This is a genomic window from Bradyrhizobium sp. SZCCHNS30572, assembly GCF_032484415.1.
GTDB lineage: Bacteria > Pseudomonadota > Alphaproteobacteria > Rhizobiales > Xanthobacteraceae > Bradyrhizobium.
In genome coordinates, this window is sequence record NZ_JAUESY010000006.1 from 85,765 (window position 1) to 101,836 (window position 16,072).

Annotated in this window: 18 protein-coding genes; 5 read left to right on the top strand and 13 right to left on the bottom strand. The window is 67.3% G+C overall.

The features are described from left to right. Nucleotides 1–195: 195 nt before the first annotated feature. From rplS to ffh, 5 genes are all read right to left on the bottom strand, one after another. Nucleotides 196–579: a 50S ribosomal protein L19 gene (gene rplS / locus QX048_RS17520; RefSeq protein ID WP_015663536.1), complete on the bottom strand. Its 384-nt coding sequence runs from the start codon at nucleotides 577–579 to the stop codon at nucleotides 196–198. 109 nt (nucleotides 580–688) lie between these two features. Further along, nucleotides 689–1,462 carry a tRNA (guanosine(37)-N1)-methyltransferase TrmD gene (gene trmD, locus QX048_RS17525; RefSeq protein ID WP_315825764.1) on the bottom strand — a complete coding sequence of 258 codons (774 nt, stop codon included), beginning with the start codon at nucleotides 1,460–1,462 and terminating at the stop codon, nucleotides 689–691. 222 nt (nucleotides 1,463–1,684) lie between these two features. Further along, complete coding sequence (rimM, locus tag QX048_RS17530; RefSeq protein ID WP_315715902.1) at nucleotides 1,685–2,278, bottom strand: ribosome maturation factor RimM; 594 nt, start codon at nucleotides 2,276–2,278, stop codon at nucleotides 1,685–1,687. A 127-nt stretch (nucleotides 2,279–2,405) separates the two neighbouring features. Further along, nucleotides 2,406–2,738 (bottom strand): 30S ribosomal protein S16, encoded by a 333-nt coding sequence (gene rpsP, locus QX048_RS17535; protein ID WP_008964221.1) that lies wholly within the window; start codon nucleotides 2,736–2,738, stop codon nucleotides 2,406–2,408. A 169-nt stretch (nucleotides 2,739–2,907) separates the two neighbouring features. Next, entirely contained in the window at nucleotides 2,908–4,455 is a 1,548-nt protein-coding gene (gene ffh, locus QX048_RS17540; protein ID WP_315825765.1) for a signal recognition particle protein, read from the bottom strand. 336 nt (nucleotides 4,456–4,791) lie between these two features. On the opposite strand from ffh, the gene QX048_RS17545 reads away from it, so the two are divergent. Further along, nucleotides 4,792–5,784, top strand: coding sequence for an MBL fold metallo-hydrolase (locus QX048_RS17545; protein ID WP_315715904.1), 993 nt, complete (start codon nucleotides 4,792–4,794; stop codon nucleotides 5,782–5,784). A gap of 212 nt (nucleotides 5,785–5,996) precedes the next feature. Here QX048_RS17545 and QX048_RS17550 read toward each other — a convergent pair whose 3' ends face one another. Both QX048_RS17550 and QX048_RS17555 read right to left on the bottom strand, forming a co-directional pair. After that, entirely contained in the window at nucleotides 5,997–6,707 is a 711-nt protein-coding gene (locus tag QX048_RS17550; RefSeq protein ID WP_315715905.1) for an SIMPL domain-containing protein, read from the bottom strand. Between the two features lie 5 nt (nucleotides 6,708–6,712). Then, the gene (locus QX048_RS17555) at nucleotides 6,713–7,486 is read right to left on the bottom strand and encodes a GyrI-like domain-containing protein (RefSeq protein ID WP_315715906.1); all 774 of its coding nucleotides are present in this window, start codon (nucleotides 7,484–7,486) and stop codon (nucleotides 6,713–6,715) included. 170 nt (nucleotides 7,487–7,656) lie between these two features. On the opposite strand from QX048_RS17555, the gene dapF reads away from it, so the two are divergent. Together dapF and mtaB are read left to right on the top strand one after the other, a co-directional pair. Then, a complete protein-coding gene (dapF, locus tag QX048_RS17560) occupies nucleotides 7,657–8,523 on the top strand; it encodes a diaminopimelate epimerase (protein WP_315715907.1) in 867 nt (288 codons plus the stop codon). Then, nucleotides 8,520–9,842, top strand: a complete 1,323-nt coding sequence (mtaB, locus tag QX048_RS17565) for a tRNA (N(6)-L-threonylcarbamoyladenosine(37)-C(2))-methylthiotransferase MtaB (protein ID WP_316200549.1) — start codon at nucleotides 8,520–8,522, stop codon at nucleotides 9,840–9,842. Before dapF ends, mtaB begins: the two co-directional genes overlap by 4 nt. Before the next feature lie 53 nt (nucleotides 9,843–9,895). Here the strand turns inward: mtaB and QX048_RS17570 are convergent, their stop codons facing one another. Then, nucleotides 9,896–10,795 carry an RNA pseudouridine synthase gene (locus QX048_RS17570; RefSeq protein WP_316200550.1) on the bottom strand — a complete coding sequence of 300 codons (900 nt, stop codon included), beginning with the start codon at nucleotides 10,793–10,795 and terminating at the stop codon, nucleotides 9,896–9,898. Nucleotides 10,796–10,854: 59 nt separating this feature from the next. On the opposite strand from QX048_RS17570, the gene ftsY reads away from it, so the two are divergent. Further along, nucleotides 10,855–11,802: a signal recognition particle-docking protein FtsY gene (gene ftsY, locus QX048_RS17575; RefSeq protein WP_316200551.1), complete on the top strand. Its 948-nt coding sequence runs from the start codon at nucleotides 10,855–10,857 to the stop codon at nucleotides 11,800–11,802. Between the two features lie 84 nt (nucleotides 11,803–11,886). Further along, entirely contained in the window at nucleotides 11,887–12,489 is a 603-nt protein-coding gene (locus tag QX048_RS17580) for a septation protein A (protein WP_315750623.1), read from the top strand. Between the two features lie 300 nt (nucleotides 12,490–12,789). On the opposite strand, the gene QX048_RS17585 is transcribed toward QX048_RS17580, so the two are convergent. From QX048_RS17585 to ccmA, 5 genes are all read right to left on the bottom strand, one after another. Further along, the gene (locus QX048_RS17585; protein WP_315825770.1) at nucleotides 12,790–13,386 is read right to left on the bottom strand and encodes a DsbE family thiol:disulfide interchange protein; all 597 of its coding nucleotides are present in this window, start codon (nucleotides 13,384–13,386) and stop codon (nucleotides 12,790–12,792) included. Beyond that, the gene (gene ccmD / locus QX048_RS17590; RefSeq protein ID WP_315825771.1) at nucleotides 13,383–13,562 is read right to left on the bottom strand and encodes a heme exporter protein CcmD; all 180 of its coding nucleotides are present in this window, start codon (nucleotides 13,560–13,562) and stop codon (nucleotides 13,383–13,385) included. Before ccmD ends, QX048_RS17585 begins: the two co-directional genes overlap by 4 nt. 1 nt (nucleotide 13,563) lies before the next feature. Beyond that, on the bottom strand, nucleotides 13,564–14,340 hold the full coding sequence (locus tag QX048_RS17595) for a heme ABC transporter permease (RefSeq protein ID WP_315750625.1): 777 nt from the start codon (nucleotides 14,338–14,340) through the stop codon (nucleotides 13,564–13,566). 93 nt (nucleotides 14,341–14,433) lie between these two features. Continuing rightward, nucleotides 14,434–15,102: a heme exporter protein CcmB gene (gene ccmB / locus QX048_RS17600; RefSeq protein ID WP_315715915.1), complete on the bottom strand. Its 669-nt coding sequence runs from the start codon at nucleotides 15,100–15,102 to the stop codon at nucleotides 14,434–14,436. A gap of 325 nt (nucleotides 15,103–15,427) precedes the next feature. Then, nucleotides 15,428–16,057 (bottom strand): heme ABC exporter ATP-binding protein CcmA, encoded by a 630-nt coding sequence (gene ccmA / locus QX048_RS17605; RefSeq protein WP_315715916.1) that lies wholly within the window; start codon nucleotides 16,055–16,057, stop codon nucleotides 15,428–15,430. Nucleotides 16,058–16,072 lie beyond the last annotated feature (15 nt).

A 16,072-nucleotide genomic window follows, 5' to 3' on the forward strand; every position in this document is an offset into this window, starting at 1 on the left:
GGTATATAGCACGCGTGCCGTGGAGTGCGAGATGCGTTTGCGCCCGCCGTCATTGCGAGGAGCGAAGCGACGAAGCAATCCAGGGGCCGGGGCAAGGACTCTGGATTGCTTCGCTTCGCTCGCAATGACGGCAGCGCAAAAACAAAAAAGCGCGGGGCCAGCCCGCGCTCTTCGTCAATCCAATGAAAGCAACGACTACTCGTTGACGGCGGTCTGCTGCCGGTCCTGCTTCTCGACGATGCGGGCCGACTTGCCGCGCAGCTGGCGCAGGTAATACAGCTTGGCGCGACGCACCTTGCCGCGGCGCACGACCTTGATCGAATCGATCATCGGGGAGAGGATCGGGAACACGCGCTCCACGCCCTCGCCATAGGAGATCTTGCGCACGGTGAAGCTCTCGTTGATGCCGCCGCCGGACCGGCCGATGCAGACGCCCTCATAGGCCTGCACGCGCGTGCGCTCGCCTTCGACCACCTTCACGTTGACGATCACGGTGTCGCCCGGGCCGAACTCCGGAATGGTCTTGTTGGCGGACAGCTTGTCGAACTGCTCTTTTTCGAGCTGCTGAATCAGGTTCACGGGTAAATCTCCATCGGCGGCGCGCCCAGCCGGGTCACGCGGGGGCTGCGCTTGTTCCTGCCGTCACTTGCGGAATTGGGCGCTCCTATAAGCCAAAGCGCGAGGCTTGTCACCCGTCTGTCGTGCTTTTTGGCTCTTTTTGGCCGGTCCCTCTTTGTTCTCGGCCGTCGCGCCCCTGCCATTCGGCCCACAAATCCGGCCTTCGCGCTTCAGTCAGCGCCTCGGCCTGGGCGCGGCGCCAAGCGGCGACCTTGGCGTGGTCACCCGAGGTGAGCACATCCGGAATGGTCCAGCCTTCGAATAGTTGGGGCCGGGTGTACTGCGGGTATTCAAGTAGGCCATCGGAAAAACTCTCGTCGGTGCCCGATTCGAGCTTGCCCATCACGCCCGGAAGCAGCCGGACGCAGGCGTCGATCAGCACCAGGGCGGCGATCTCGCCGCCCGACAGCACGTAGTCGCCGATCGAGACCTCGGTCAGCGAGCGGGCATCGATGACGCGCTGGTCGACGCCTTCGAAGCGACCGCAGACGATCAGCGGGCCCGGACCGGCCGCGAGCTCGCGGACGAAGGCCTGGGTCAACGGCCGGCCACGCGGGCTCATCAGCAGCTTCGGCCGCTCGGGATCGATCGCCGCCGCGTCGATCGCGGCTGCCAGCACGTCCGCGCGCAGCACCATGCCGGGGCCACCGCCGGCCGGCGTGTCATCGACGCTACGGTGCTTGTCGGTGGCGGAGGCCCTGATGTCGCGCGCCTCCAACGACCAGATGCCGGAGGCCAGCGCGCGGCCGGCCAGGCTGACGCCGAGCGGCCCGGGAAACATCTCCGGGAACAGCGTCAGCACAGTGGCGCGCCAGGGCGTGGTGAGGTTGGGCGAAGTGGTCATGGATGCTCTGTTACGGCACTGGCGCGGGCAGATCGAGCCCCTCGATCAACGCTGCGTGTCCCCGGCTCGTGCGGCTCGTTCACCGGTGTCGTCCCGGACAAGCCGCGACGCGCATCAGCGCGTCGCGGCGCCGATCCGACTTTCCAGACACAGGGACCCATACCGCGTGATGTCGAAACGAGGCATGCGGCCAGTCCCGCGCAAGCCAATCAGCTGCGGTGGCTATGGGTCCCCGCTTTCGCGGGGACGACGAGCGGAGGGTGCGGCGGCAGCGTCATCTTCAGCGGAAGCCGGTTCATCCGCGGCTTCATCCTCGCCCTCGATCTCCGCCGGCAGCTCGATGATCACGCGGCCGCCGGCAAGATCGACCGTCGGCACCACGGCATTGGTGAACGGCAGCAGCAATGTGCTGCCCGAGGGCGGGGCGATCTCGATGATGTCGCCGGCGCCGAAATTATGGATCGCGAGCACGCGGCCGAGCTGCGCGCCGTCAGCGGTCTCCGCGGCGAGGCCGATCAGGTCGGCGTGGTAGTATTCGTCGTCAGCCGTCTCGGGCAGGCGGTCTCTGGGCACGTAGAGCTCGAGCCCGTTGAGGCGTTCGGCCGCATTGCGGTCGGTGACGCCCTTGATGGCTGCGACCAGATGGTCCTTGGCCTCGCGCGCCTTCGCGACCTCGAACGAACGGCTGCCGTCCTTGGTCGTGAGCGGGCCGTAATGCAGCACGGCCAGCGGATCCTCGGTGAAGGTCCATAAGCGAACCTCGCCGCGCACGCCATGCGCGGCGCCGATTCTGGCGACGCAGATGAGCTTGGACATCAGCGTGCCTCGTCCTTCGAGACGCGCTCGAACGCGCGCTCCTCAGGAGGAGGAGCCAGTTCCTCATGCAAGGGAGCGCGGCGCAAGCCGTGCATCTCGAAGCATGAGGCCGCGCTCGTCAACGACCTTAGCCCTTGGCGGCGGCTTCGGCCTGCGCCTTGCGCTCCTTGCGCGGCACGGCCTTGATCGGGTTCTGGCGGGCTTCGCGCTTCTTGACGCCGGCGGCGTCGAGGAAGCGGGCGACGCGGTCGGACGGCTGCGCGCCCTTGGCGAGCCAGCCCTTCACCTTCTCCATGTCCAGCTTGAGGCGTGCCTCGTTGTCCTTCGGCATCAGCGGATTGAAGTAGCCGAGACGTTCGATGAAGCGGCCGTCACGCGGGAAGCGCGAGTCGGCGACGACGACGTGATAGACCGGGCGCTTCTTGGTGCCGGCACGGGCGAGACGGATGACGACGGACATGTAGGTTCTCCTGAGTGTCTTCTGATGAGTTGATGTCAGCTAAGCCGTCATTCCGGGGCACCGCGAAGCGGTGAGCCCGGAATCCATAACCACGATCGTGCGTATGGATTCCGGGCTCGCGCTGCGCGCGCCCGGAATGACGAATGGAAAGAGGAGCGGATGATCCTCATTATTTCTTCTTCCCCGGAGGAAGGCCGAGGCCCGGCAGAGTCGGCTTGCCGCTGAGACCGGTGAAGCCGGGGAGGTTCGGTAGGCCGCCGCGCAGGCCGGCGGGCAGATCCTTCGGCAAATTCGGCAGTCCGCCGGGCATGCCACCCGGCATCTTTTCCGCAAGCGCCTTGAGCTGATCCGGCGAGGGCATGCCGCCACCGCCGCCAAAACCCATCGCCTGGGCGATGCCGGCCAGCGGGCCGCGCTTGCCTGAGCCCATGGCCTTCATCACGTCGGCCATGTTCCGGTGCATCTTGAGCAGCTTGTTGACGTGCTCGACGCTCTGGCCGGAGCCGGCCGCGATGCGCTTCTTGCGGCTGGCCTTGAGCAGGTCGGGATGCTTGCGCTCCTCGCGCGTCATCGAATCGATGATCGCGACCTGGCGCTTGAGGATCTTGTCGTCGATGCCGGCGGCCGCGATCTGGTTCTTCATCTTCGAGATGCCGGGCATCATGCCCATCAGCCCGCCGATGCCGCCCATCTGCGCCATCTGCTGCAGCTGCTCGCGCATGTCGTTGAGGTCGAACTGGCCCTTGCGCATCCGCTCGGCGGTGCGTGCGGCCTTCTCGGCGTCGATGTTCGCCGCGGCCTTCTCGACCAGCGAGACGATGTCGCCCATGCCGAGGATGCGGCCGGCGATGCGCGAGGGATAGAAGTCTTCGAGCGCGTCGGTCTTTTCGCCGGTGCCGAGCAGCTTGATCGGCTTGCCGGTGACCGCGCGCATCGACAGCGCCGCACCGCCGCGTCCGTCGCCGTCGATACGGGTCAGCGCGATGCCGGTGAGGCCGACGCGCTGGTCGAAGGCGCGGGCGAGATTGACGGCGTCCTGGCCGGTCAGCGAATCCGCGACCAGCAGCACCTCGTGCGGGTTGGCGACCGCCTTGATCTCGGCGGCCTCCTTCATCATGTCCTCGTCCAGCGTGGTGCGGCCGGCGGTGTCGAGCAGCACCACGTCGTAGCCGCCGAGCTTGGCGGCCTCGATGGCGCGGCGTGCGATCTGCGGCGGCATCTGGCCGGCCACGATCGGCAGCGTCGGGATGTCCAGGTCGCGGCCGAGCACCGCGAGCTGCTCCATGGCGGCCGGACGGTAGACGTCGAGCGAGGCCATCAGCACCTTGCGCTTGTCGCGCTGGACCATGCGGCGCGCGAGCTTGGCGGTGGTGGTCGTCTTGCCGGAGCCCTGCAGGCCGACCATCATGATCGGCACCGGCGGCACGGCGTTGAGGTCGATGGTCTGGCCGTCGTCGCCGAGCGTCTTGACCAGCTCGTCATGGACGATCTTGACGACCATCTGGCCGGGGGTGACCGACTTGACGACGGTGGCGCCGATCGCCTGCTCGCGCACGCGCTCGGTGAAGCTGCGGACAACCTCCAGCGCGACGTCGGCCTCGAGCAGCGCCCGGCGGACTTCGCGCATCGCGGCGTCGACATCGGCTTCCGAGAGCGAACCACGCCCCGTCAGCCGATCGAGAATGCCGCCAAGCCTTTCCGACAGATTGTCGAACAATGCCGTTATCCTTTGCCCTTGCGGGCGCTCGCTTCATTGCCGCCCGTCATCGCCGCTTGCTGCGGCCCATGACGACCATATAAACCTCGGCCCGTCGGCCGAAACCGTCAGTCCAAACACGTTTGCGCCCGAGGGCGCACAGCGCTGTCGGGCGGTGACCTCCGGCCTCCAGGGCCGGGCGGTGGCTCGAAAAGACGAAACTTTCCGAAATTCGGCCGGGTTAAACCCTCAGCAGCCGCAAAAGTCAAGGAAACTTGCTTCTCGCCGTCCCGTTGCCGGACCCTGTGGGGGCGCTTACCTCTTGCGCGAGTTCAGCTTTCCCTTGCGAGGACGACCTTGCTGCGCCGTTCCAGGACTTATTCCGGCCCCGTCACCGACCATTTCGACGGCAAGCGCTTCTACGATCCCGACGGCGTTCCGCCCAAATCCCTGTCCCAGGTGCTGCGCTGGCAGTTCGGCCGCAACCGCAAGCGTTCCCGCTGGCCGTCCTGGGCGGCGAGCCCGCACGCCGACACGCCGCCGCACCGGATCGACGGCGAGACAGTGCGGCTGTCCTTCATCGGCCACGCCAGCTGGCTGATCCAGACCGGCGGGCTCAACATCCTGGTCGATCCTGTCTGGTCGGAGCGGGTGTCGCCATTCGCGTTCGCCGGTCCCCGGCGGCACAATGATCCCGGCATCGCCTTTGAGGGGCTGCCGCATATCGACGTCGTGCTGGTGTCGCATGGGCATTACGATCATCTCGACATCCGGACGTTGTCGAAGCTGACCGCGCGATTTTCGCCGCGGGTCGTCACGCCGCTGGGCAACGACCTTACGATGATCGACGCTGACTCCAAGATCCGCGCCGAGGCCTATGACTGGCACGATCGCGTGACGCTGAACGAGGAGGTCGCCGTGACCCTGGTGCCGACGCGGCACTGGACGGCGCGCGGCCTGTTCGACCGCAACAAGGCGCTGTGGGCGAGCTTCGTGCTGGAGACGCCGCGCGGCAGGGTCTACATCGTCTGCGATTCCGGTTACGGCACGGGCAAGCATTTCCGCCGCGTTGCGAAGCAGCACGCGCCGATCAGGCTCGCGATCCTGCCGATCGGCGCCTACGAGCCGCGCTGGTTCATGCGCGACCAGCACATGAACCCGGAGGATGCCGTGCAGGCGCTGCAGGATTGCGGCGCGGAGGCCGCGCTGGCGCATCACCACGGCACGTTCCAACTGACGGACGAGGCGATCGACGCGCCGGTGCACGCCCTGCACGCCGCGCTCGACCAGGCCGGTATCCCGCGCGAGCGGTTCGGCGTGTTGAAGCCGGGGCAGGTGGTGGAGATCTAAGCAGGCCGCCGCCACAAAACAGATGTCGTCCCGGCCTTGAGCCGGGACCCATAAACACCGAATTCAATGTTGTGAAGGCTGGCAGCTCCCTCTCGCGCGACAATTACCGCCCCGGAGTATGGGTCCCGGCTCAAGGCCGGGACGACACCGAGTTTGTAGCTACGTTGTCGGCTGCCACGACGCACAATGCGCCGCGCGGGCGTGAGGCCGCCTTACTGCCCCGGCTTGATCGCCCAGGTCACGTTGACCGTGATCGACAGCGTCTCCTCGCCCTGCGCCACCGGTGTCGGCGTCGCGGCCATCGGTGCGGCAAAGGTCTTGGCGCGGAACACCGGGGCGGGCGCGCCATCCTCGGAGATGCTGAGCGGCTGACCCAGCGTCACGCCGGCGGCCTTGGCATAGATCTCGGCCTTGCGGCGGGCGTCTGCGACGGCCTTCTCGCGCGCCTGGTCGAGCAGCTTGGATGGCTCGGCGACGCTGAAATAGATGTTGCCGACATCGTTGGCGCCGGCCGCGACCAGCGTATCGATCACGCTGGCGACCTTGGCGACGTCGCGCAGCTTGATGGTGACGCGATTGCTGGCGCGATAGCCGGTCACCGCCGGCTGGGCCGGCCGGTTCTGCGCATATTGCGGCTGCAGCGACAGCCGCGAGGTCTGATAGTCCTTGTCGGCGATCCCGGCCGCCTTCAGCGCCTGCAGCACCTTGGCCATGGCGGCGTTGTTGGCCTCGGCGGCCTCGCGCGCGGTCTTGGCGTCGGATGCCACGCCGGCGTCGATCTGCGCCAGATCCGGCGGCGCCGACACGCTGGCTTCGCCGCTGACGGTGATCGCCGGCGTGTCCTGCCGGGCGATGTCATCCGCGAGGGCGGGCATTGCGAAGCTGGTCGCGAGCGCGACCGCGAGGATGGGTCTGATGATCATGGTGCTCACTTCAGCGGCACGTAGACGTTGATGACGAGCTTGTCCTCGGCCGTCTTCAAGGGGTCGGTCAGGTACTCCTCGATGAAGGTGTCCTTGGCCTCCAGCCGGCGCTCGTCGAGGTGGTTGGTGATCGCCTCGTAGGTGTTGTCCATGTTGTCGTAGGAGCCGCGATGGACGAACTTCAGCGCCTTGCCCTCGGGCGACTGGCCGATGCTCATCCCCTTGCCGAGCGTCTTCGGCTCCTGCTCGACCGGCATCTCGGCCAGGAAGGTGAAGCCGGTGTCGTCGGTCGAGGTGTAGACGATCATGCCGTTGCCGGCGGGCTTGATGCCCTGCTTGTCCAGCGTGGCCGACAGCGATTTGAAGGAGTCGATCAGCGTGTCGAACGCATTGTCCCAATTCGCGGTGCCCTTGACGAGGACGACCTTCTTCGCCTCGAGCTTGATCTCGTCGCCGAAGGCGTCGGCCGCCTGGGCCGGCGCCGCGGCCTGCGGCGGCGTCGTGGCCGGGGACTGGGCCGCGGTCGGAGATGACGACGGCGAGGGGCTCGCGCTGGCGGCCGGCGTCGGGCTGGTCGCGGGCGCCGGACTGGCCGACGCGGCAGGCGCAGGAGAGGCCGGCGCCACCGGCGCCGGTAGCGCGCTCGGGGCCGGTGCGGGCGTGGCTGAGGCCGCCGGAGCCGGCGAGGCCGACGGCGCCTGGGCCCGGGCGAACGTGCCGCCGAGCAGGAGCGCGACCGAGCTCACGGCCAGAACGAGGCGGAAAGTGCTGAGATTCATTCGACTATTCTCCAGTGGCCGTGCTGCTTTGCCCGGTTCGTGCCGGCGAATGAACCGGTCCTAACATGCTCGGCGGCGCGGCGTCCCATGACAGATGCGTCATGTCGCTCTGCAGGCTGGTCAATGCCGCGCCATTCGCCATATAAGGCGGACACAATTTGGATATTTTCATGAGCGCGCTGGCCAACCACAGCTTCGTCAAGATGAACGGGATCGGCAACGAGATCGTCGTGGTCGATCTGCGCGACGTGAAGCATGTCGTCACGCCGGACGAGGCGCGGGCGGTGGCATCCCGGGTGCCCTACGATCAGCTGATGGTGCTGCAGCCGCCGCGGCTCGACGGCACCGAAGCGTTCATCCGCATCTACAACAATGATGGATCGGAGTCCGGCGCCTGCGGCAACGGCATGCGCTGCGTGGTGCGCCAGGTGTTCGGCAAGACGGGCCAGACCAGCGCGACGTTCGAGACCCGCGCCGGGTTGTTGAACTGCTGGCAGGGGCCGGCGCCCGACCTCTACACCGTCGACATGGGCGCGCCGAAGTTCGGCTGGCAGGACATTCCTCTCGCCGAGGAGTTCCGCGACACCCGCTACATCGAGCTGCAGATCGGACCGATCGACGCGCCGATCCTGCATTCGCCCTCGGTCGTCAACATGGGCAATCCGCACGCGGTGTTCTGGGTCGAGGACGTCAACGCCTACGATCTGGAGCGCTTCGGGCCGCTGCTGGAGAACCATCCGATTTTCCCGGAGCGTGCGAACATCACGCTCGCCCACATCGTCGATCGCGACCACATCACGATGCGCACCTGGGAGCGCGGCGCGGGGCTGACCAAGGCCTGCGGTTCGGCGGCCTGTGCGACAGCGGTCGCGGCCGTCAGGCTGAAGCGTGCCAACCGGATCGTGCAGATGAGGCTGCCCGGCGGCGAGCTCACGATCGAGTGGCGCGAGCGTGACGATCACGTGCTGATGACGGGCACCGCGACGTTCGAGTTCGAGGGACGGTTCGAGCCGTCGATGTTCGCCAGCGTCGCATGAGCGTCGACGTCGTTACCTTCGGCTGCCGCCTCAACGCGTTCGAATCCGAGCTGATCGCGAAACATGCCGAGGCGGCCGGTGCCGACGACACCATCGTCATCAACAGCTGTGCCGTCACCAACGAGGCGGTGGCGCAGGCCCGGCAGTCGATCCGCAAATTGAAGCGCGAGCGCCCCGCGGCGCGCATCGTGGTGACCGGCTGCGCCGCGCAGACGCAGGCCGGCATGTTCGCCGCCATGCCCGAGGTCGACCGCGTCATCGGCAATGACGACAAGCTGCGGCCCGATGCGTGGCGTGCGACCACACGGGCGTTGGCGGTGCCACGGTTCGGCATCGATGCGTCCGAGAAGGTGGCCGTCTCCGACATCATGGCGGTGATGGAGATGGCGCCGCATCTGGTCGACGGCTTCCAGCGCGGCCTGCCGCGGGTGTTCGTGCAGGTGCAGAACGGCTGCGATCATCGCTGCACCTTCTGCATCATCCCGTTCGGTCGCGGCAATTCGCGCTCGGTGCCGATGGGCGCGGTCGTCGAGCAGGTGCGCGCGCTGGCCGAGCGGGGCCATGCCGAGATCGTGCTGACCGGCGTCGACCTGACGAGCTATGGCGCCGGCCTGCCCGGCACGCCGAAGCTCGGCCGGCTTGTGAAGCAGATCCTGCGCCACGTGCCGGAGTTGAGACGCCTGCGCATCTCCTCGATCGATTCGATCGAGGCCGATGCCGACCTGCTCGATGCGCTCGCGGATGATGCCAGGCTGATGCCGCACCTGCATCTGTCGCTGCAGGCGGGTGACGATCTGATCCTGAAGCGCATGAAGCGGCGGCATTCGCGCGCCGATGCCATCGCATTCTGTGCTCAGTTGCGCCGGCTGCGGCCGGACATCGCGCTTGGCGCCGATCTGATCGCGGGATTTCCGACCGAGACCGAGGAGATGTTCGCGCGCTCGCTCGATCTCGTCGAGGAATGCGGGCTAACCTTCCTGCACGTCTTTCCCTATTCGCCGCGGCCGGGCACGCCGGCCGCGCGCATGCCGCAGGTGGATGGCGCCGTCATCCGTGATCGGGCCCGGCGGCTGCGGGCCGCGGGAGAGGCGGCGTTGCGGCGGCGGTTGGAGCAGGAGATCGGCTGTCAGCGTGAGGTGCTGATCGAGAGTGAGACCCAGGGACGGACGGAGCATTATCTGCCGGTCGCCACGACCACTGCGTTGCCAGGCACCGTGCAGCGGCTCACGATCACGGGGCATCATGGGGCTCGGCTGTTAGTCCAGAATTCCGTCATGCCCGGGCTTGACCCGGGCATCCACGCTGTCTCCAAGAACTAAGACGTGGATGGCCGGGACTTCGCCCGGCCATGACGGTGCGGAAAGAGATGGGCTCACGCCCCGTTCCACCCGCACATTCTCAGCCGCTCATGCATGTGCACCGGCGCCGGCGCCACCACGTGTACCGGTGGCTTGTTTTTCGACAGCGGGATCGAAATCTCGCGTGCGTGCAGATGCAGCCGCGGCTCGCCGAAGCGCGGGCCGTTGCCATAGATGTTGTCACCGACGATCGGCCACCCCGACGCTGCCGAATGCACGCGCAGTTGATGCGTGCGGCCGGTGACCGGTTCCATCGCCAGCCAAGTGAGTCGCGGACTGCGATTGGAGTGCACCGACTCTCCCTCTCCGGTTGGCAGCTGCGCTCCCTCCCTCCTTGTGGGGGACGGTTGGGGAGGGGGGCGGCTCCAAGCGACACTGCCCGCGGGGACCCCCACCCCCGACCCCTCCCCGCAAGGGGGAGGGGAGTCGTTGCCACGAGTGGGAGGGGAGTTCAGGGATAGACTGGCAAGAGAGTACGACCTCCCCAGCACCCGCCATTTCGTCACCGCTGGCTGCCCGTTCGGATCCGGCTTCTGCCACCAGCCGCGCTCGGCGTTCAGCTTGCCGAGCGGGAGCTCGATCACGCCCTCGTCAGCGTCAGGTCCGCCTTCGACGACGGCCCAATAGGTCTTCGAAATCTTGCCATGCTTGAACAAAAGCCCGAGCGACGCCGTTGCCTTGCGATGACGGCCGAGCACCAGACAGCCCGAGGTTTCCTTGTCCAGCCGATGCGCCAGCACCGGCGGGCGCGGCAGGCCGAAGCGCAGCGCGTCGAAGGAGGCTTCGAGGTTCGGTCCGCCCTTCGGTCCCTTGTGCACGGGAATGCCGGCCGGCTTGTCGATCACCAGCATCAGCCCGTCGCGGTGGAGCACGCGGGCGAGCATTTCCTCGTCGGTGGGTTGGTTAATGTCCATGGAAACCGTAACGCGGGTGTGAGCTTTCGTTTGCGAATGGAAAGGGCTAACACCACGCCATGAACGATACCACCTCGGAAACACCCAAGCTGTCGTGGTGGCGGCGGCTGTCGGCCGGCCTGAAGCGCACGTCCGGCGCGCTCGGCACGGCCGTCGCCGATCTCGTCACCAAGCGCAAGCTCGACCGCGCGATGCTCGACGACATCGAGGACGTGCTGCTGCGCGCCGATCTCGGCACCCGGGTCGCGGGGCGGATTGCGGAGGCCGTCGGGACCGGCCGCTACGACAAGGCGATCAGCGCCGACGAGGTCAAGGCGGTGGTCGCGACCGAGGTCGAGAAGGTGCTGTCGCCGGTGGCGAAGCCGCTCGAGATCGCGCCGGGCCACAAGCCGTTCGTCATTCTCGTCGTCGGCGTCAACGGCTCCGGCAAGACGACCACGATCGGCAAGCTGGCGCAGAAATTCGCCTCCGAAGGCAGGCAGGTGATGCTGGCCGCGGGCGACACGTTCCGTGCCGCCGCGATCGAGCAGCTCAAGGTCTGGGGCGAGCGCACCAAGGCGCCGGTGATCGCCGGCGCGCAGGGCTCGGACTCCGCCAGCCTTGCGTTCACCGCCATCACCGCGGCCAAGGAGCAGGGCCGCGACATCCTGCTGGTCGATACTGCCGGCCGTTTGCAAAACAAGGCCGAGCTGATGAACGAGCTCGAAAAGGTGGTGCGTGTCATTCGCAAGGTCGACGCGTCGGCGCCGCATGCGGTGCTGCTCGTGCTCGACGCGACGGTGGGACAAAATGCGCTGTCGCAGGTCGAGGCGTTTCATCGTACGGCAGGCGTCACCGGCCTCGTGATGACCAAGCTCGACGGTACGGCGCGCGGCGGCATCCTCGTGGCGCTGTCGGAGAAGTTCAAGCTGCCGGTGCACTTCATCGGCGTCGGCGAGGGGGTCGATGATCTCTCACCGTTCGCCGCGAGAGATTTTGCGCGGGCGATCGCCGGCATCGAGGATTGACGTCGCACGCTCGGGCTCCGGCCCACCGCCGGATCGAGACGACCGGATCAACCGCTGCCGTGGCTGCAGCCAACAGGACATGGAATGGACAAGACCCAGCCGCACCCGCTGTTCAAGCTCGCGACCGAGCTCGGCCCGCTGATCATCTTCTTCGTCGTCAATGCCAAGTTCAACCTGTTCGCGGCGACCGGCGCGTTCATGGTCGCGATCATCGCGGCGCTGATCGCGTCCTACGTGGTGACGCGGCACGTCCCGCTGATGGCGCTGGTGACCGCCGTCGTCGTCATCGTGTTCGGCACGCTGACCCTGGTGCTGCACGACGAGACCTTCATCAAGGTCAAGCCGACCATCATCTACGGACTGTTCGCGGCCGTGCTCGGTGGCGGGCTGCTGTTCAATCGCTCCTTCATCGCGATCATGTTCGATCAGATGTTCAATCTGACGCCCGCGGGCTGGCGCATCCTCACGTTTCGCTGGGCGCTGTTCTTCGCCGCGATGGCGGTGCTGAACGAGATCATCTGGCGCACGCAGAGCACCGATTTCTGGGTCGGCTTCAAGGCGTTCGGCGTCGTGCCGCTGACCATGATCTTCGCCATCGCCCAGATGCCGCTGATCAAGCGCTACCACCAGGACCCGGCGTCGCTCGAAGCCAGCGATGCGGCGGAAGGGGATGTGAGCAAGGGGTAGCTGCCCCGAACGGTCATCGCGAGGAGCGTAGCGACGAAGCAATCCAAGGCCCGTAGGTGCTCCGGATTGCTTCGCTTCGAGGTTCTCCGCGCCGTCATTCCGGGGCGCGCCGCGCAGCGGCGTGAGCCCGGAATCCATAACCACGACAAGGCGTGTGACGCGAGATGGCTGTGGCGCCCGTCTTCGCCAAACGACCGCTCGTGAGTATGGATTCCGGGCTCGTCGCTTCGCGCCGCCCCGGAATGACGACGCAGAGAGAGGAGCGTGTTTGCCGCTGAAGCTCCGATGGCTGCGCGAGGCTTACGAACCCACCTTCAGCGCCTTCTCGATTTCCGGTTTCAACACCGCATCGATGTTCTGCGCCGTGATCGGGCCGACCAGCTTGTAGACGATGGTGCCCTCGCGGCCGACGACGAAGGTCTCGGGCACGCCATAGACACCCCATTCGATGCCGGCGCGGCCGTTGCCGTCGACGCCGACGACGTCATAAGGGTTGCCGTAGCGGCCGAGGAAGCGGCGGGCGTTGTCGGCGCCGTCCTTGTAGTTGATACCGATGATCTGGAAGCGCTTGTCGCGGCCGAGCTCGACCAGCAGCGGCGCCTCGTCGTGGCAGGGCACGCACCACGATGCCCAGACATTGATGATGCTGACCTTGCCCTTGAGTGCAGCCGGGTCGAGGCCGGGCACCGGCGTGCCGTCCCTCGCCAGTTCCGGCAGCGCCGGCAGCGGCGTGGCCGGCGCGGGGCGGCCGATCAGCGCGGATGGAATGCGCGACGGGTCGCCGTTGCCCAGGCGCGACCAGAACAGCGCCGCCAGCCCGAGGAACACCACGAGCGGCAGCAGCATGAGGAATGAGCGGCGCCGCGGCGCCGGCTCTGTCGCAGCCTGTTCGGTCATTGGATATCCGTCGCGGCGCGGCCGGAACGGCGGCTGATGCCGCTGTCGTCGAGCGCGCGCAAACGCGCCTTCTGGGTGCGGTAGTCGATGGCGATCCAGCCGATCAGCAGCATCACGACCAGCGCCGCCGCAAGATAGGAGGTGGCGATGAAGGAGGTATAGGGGCCGAGGTCCATGTCAAGCCGCTCCCGCGATCTGGCCTGCCGCATCGTCGGCTGGTGCGGCCGTGGTGTAGGCGCGGGCCTGCATCATCTGCAGGCTGCGGACGCGCCGGCGCAGGATCTCGTTGCGCATCGCCGCGACATGCAGGGTAATGAACAGGAACGAGAACCCGACGGCCATCACCAGCAGCGGGATCAGGAATGATTTGTCGAGCGCCGGACCGCCCATCCGCATCACCGACGCCGGTTGATGCAGCGTGTTCCACCAGTCGACGGAGAACTTGATGATCGGCAGGTTGATCGCGCCAACCAGCGTCAGCACGGCGGCAGCACGGGCGGCGCGGGTCGGATCCTCGACCGCGCGCCACAGCGCCATCAGGCCGAGATACATCAGGAACAGAATCAGCACCGAGGTCAGCCGCGCATCCCACTCCCAATAGGTGCCCCACATCGGCCGGCCCCACAGCGAGCCGGTGAGGAGAGCGAGGAACGTGAAGCTGGCGCCGATCGGGGCGGCGGCCTTGGCAGCGACGTCGGCGAGCGGATGCCGCCACACCAAGGTGCCGAGCGAGGCGATGCTCATGATGCTCCAGACGAACATCGACAGCCAGGCATTGGGCACGTGGATGAACATGATCTTGACGGTCGCGCCCTGCTGATAGTCGTCGGGCGCCAGCGCGGAGAGGTACAGGCCGGCAGCCAGCAGCGCGGCCGTGACCAGCGCCAGCCACGGCAGCAGCCGCGCCGCCAGCGCAAGGAACCGGGTGGGATTGGCGAGGTCGATCAGCGACATGAGACCCTTGTTAAAGGCGGAAGCGGTTGCAGGCAATCAGCACGACGCCGCTAGGTAAGAGTTGATCATGGTCAAACCCCGGCGGGCGGCGGGTCAATCCAGCCCGTTCCGCAAGCTTGTCGCGGCGGCGAACGGGCCGATCACGAAACTCACCAGCGACAATGCGCACAGGATCGAGAACGGCGCCCCGAACGGCAGCGGGCCGACGATGGCCGCCTGCGACGCCGCGACGCCGAAGATCAGCACTGGGATCGAAAGTGGCAGCACCAAGACCGCCAGCAGCAGCCCGCCGCGGTGCATCGTCACAGCCAGTGCTGCACCGATCATGCCGATGAAGGTCAGGGCAGGCGTGCCCGCCAATAACGTCAGCGCGACGGCGCCGGTCGCTGTGGCGTCGAGGTTGAGCAGCAGGCCGAGCACGGGCGTCGCGATCACCAGCGGCAGGCCGGCGGCGAGCCAATGCGCCAGCGCCTTGGCGGCGCAGGCCAGCTCCAGCGGTGTCCGGCTCATCACGACCAGGTCGAGCGAGCCGTCCTCGTGGTCGGCGGTGAACAGCCGGTCCAGGGTGAGCAGGCTGGAGAGCAGGGCACCGAGCCAGAGGATGGCGGGGCCGAGCCGGGTCAGCAGCGCCAGATCCGGCCCTACCGCGAATGGCATCAGCACCACGACGGTAAGAAAGAACAGCACGCCGATCAACGCGCCGCCGCCGATACGCAGCGCGATCTTGATGTCGCGGCGGATGAGGGCACCGAGGGCGGTCATGCGGATAGGGCCTCGGCTGATTGCTTGATGGCAGATGGTGAGCCGCGCTCCCTCGACCCGCAAACTGCGCTCCGTCCCCCCTTGTGGGGGAGATGGGGGAGGGCTGGGGAGGGGGGTGGCTCCAGGTGACGCTGCCGTTGCGGACCGCCGGCTCCTCCCCGCAGGGGGGAGGGGTCGGCGCGCCGATGGGACGTTGGTTGGTGCAACCGAATCTCGTCAAACAAGTTAGAGCGCGTCGTGGGGCACCCCCGTCCCTGATCCTCCCCCACAAGGGGGGCGGGAACGGAGAGAGCGGTGGGTGGGACTGCGAAGAGGCGAGAGGGAATCATCGAGCCTCCCCGATCCGCAGCTCGCGTGTGTCGATGCCGAGCGGGCCGTGCGTCGCCGCGACAATCAGCCCACCCCCGGCGAGATGCTCCCGCATCAGCCCCGCGAACATCGCCTGCCCGGCGACGTCGAGCGCCGCGGTCGGTTCATCGAGCAGCCAGAGCAGGCGGGGCACCGCGAGCAGGCGGGCCAGCGACAGCCGGCGGCGCTGGCCGGCGGACAGATAGGCGGCGGGCAGGTCGATGGCGTGGGCGATGCCGACGGCCGCGAGGCAGTCGGGGATCGGCCGCGTGATGCCGCCGCCGAGGAATTCGGCCCAGAAGGTCAGGTTTTCGCGCACGCTGAGCGCCGGCTTCAGCGCGTCGCGGTGGCCGAGATAATGCGCCTGCTCGGGCACCGTGAGCTCGCTCTCACCGCCCTCGATGGCGATGGAGCCGCCCGCCGGCAGCAGCAGGCCGGCAATCAACCGCAGCAGTGATGTCTTGCCCGCACCATTGTGTCCGGTCACTGCCAGCGCCTCGCCCGCGACCGCTTCGAAGGCTAGTCCTGCGAACACCTCGCGACCGCCGCGCACGCATCTGACGTCGCGGCCGAACAGCTTCGGAGACAGTGTTGAAGTCGCCTGCATGGCCCGTCGTGACAG